At 68.0% G+C, this 1,405-nt stretch carries 1 protein-coding gene; it reads right to left on the bottom strand.

The features are described 5' to 3' along the window. Window positions 1-1,405: WXG100-like domain-containing protein (locus tag ACTT8P_RS38280; RefSeq protein WP_442836399.1), on the bottom strand; the 1,405-nt coding region annotated here is incomplete at both ends.

Here is a 1,405-nt window from a genome sequence, read left to right as displayed (position 1 = left end):
GCCGTGATGTCGGGGCCGTCGATGTTCACGTCGGCCAGATCGACGTCCAGCGGGCCGTTGCCGTTGATGCCGCCGTCGGTCAGGCCGAGGTCCAGGTCGGCGGACTGGGTCGAGGGCCGGTCCGTACCGCCCGAGCCGTCACGGTCGCCGCCGCCGGGTGTGGAGGTCACCGGTCCCGGTCCAGGCGTGCCGGGCCCGTTGCCGCCGCCGCCCGAGTGCGTCTCGTCGTCCGATGTCGAGTCACCGCTGTCCGACGTGTCCGGCGGCGGCACCGAGTTCACCGTCGGCGGCGTGTTGATGTTGAACTTGTTGCCGAAGGCCGCCGCGCCCTGCCCCAGATGCCGTTCGCTGACCGCGCTCAGCCCGCCGCCCAGGAACGTCATCGGTCCGTCGGTGGGGAAGTGGAAGATGGCCGCCGTGGCCATCTCGCCCAGCGCCTCCGCACCGCCCTCGGTCAAAAAGTGCTGGATGTCCTCCCCGATCTCGTGCCCGATCCGGTCGCCCAGGTCCGGGGCCGGGCGCGGAGTCGGAGTCGGGTCCGGGGTCGGCCGGGGGTTCGGGGTGGGGGTCGGGTCCGGGGTCGGCCGGGGATTCGGGGTGTCGTTCAGCAGATTGTTGTCGAACTTGTCGTTGAACTTACTTCCGTTGCTCCCGTTGCCGTCGAGGTCCTTGAACGGGTTGTTCCGGCTGTCCCAGATGTTGCGGAAGTTGTTCTTCAGGCCGTTGGCGATGTCGTTCAAGAACCCGTGGAAGAGACCGGTGAACGCGCCGAAGACACCGTCCTGCACGATCTGCGACCAGTCGAAGCCGTCCGGCCGGCGCCCCTTGGGCGCACCCAGCATCATCGCCAGGCGCACCGCGAACGTCATGAACGCCTCTTCGATCGCCTCCGTGAGCGTTGGCAGCAGATGCGTGCGCTTCATCAGCCAGTCCAGCAGCGTCAGGATCGCCACCCGGCTGCGCGCCTTGGCCACCGCCGCCTGACTGGCCGCCGACCCGCCGGTGAACACGGACAGCGCCATGATGATGGCCAGCTCGATCAGCAGCCGGATCAGCTCGGCGATGATCTGCCACTTCGCCTCCATGATGTCCATGGAGGACTGCGTGCGGGCCTTCTCCAGGTCATCGAGCTGGTCGGAGAAGTCCTTCAGGTAGTTCGAGCCGCCGTTGTCCAGGAACAGGTGCATGGCCCGCACGTACTGGTTGCCCACCTGCGGCGGCAGCGAGCGCCCGACCCCGCCCGCGGTCTGCTCGATCAGGTCCGACAGGTCCCGCACCCGCCGCGACAGCCGCCCGTAGGGCTTGCCGTTGGCGAACGCCTTGTCCTCGTCGGCCTGCAGCATCTTCTCGCCGATCAGCACGAACAGCAGATTGTTCAGCTGCGGCGAAACCTGAATGCTCATCG

Origin of the sequence: Streptomyces sp. JW3, from assembly GCF_052216785.1 — a bacterium.
In the GTDB taxonomy this organism is placed as follows: domain Bacteria; phylum Actinomycetota; class Actinomycetes; order Streptomycetales; family Streptomycetaceae; genus Streptomyces.
The sequence above is the reverse complement of the archived record's forward strand: the minus strand, read 5'-3'. Positions and strand labels throughout refer to the sequence as shown.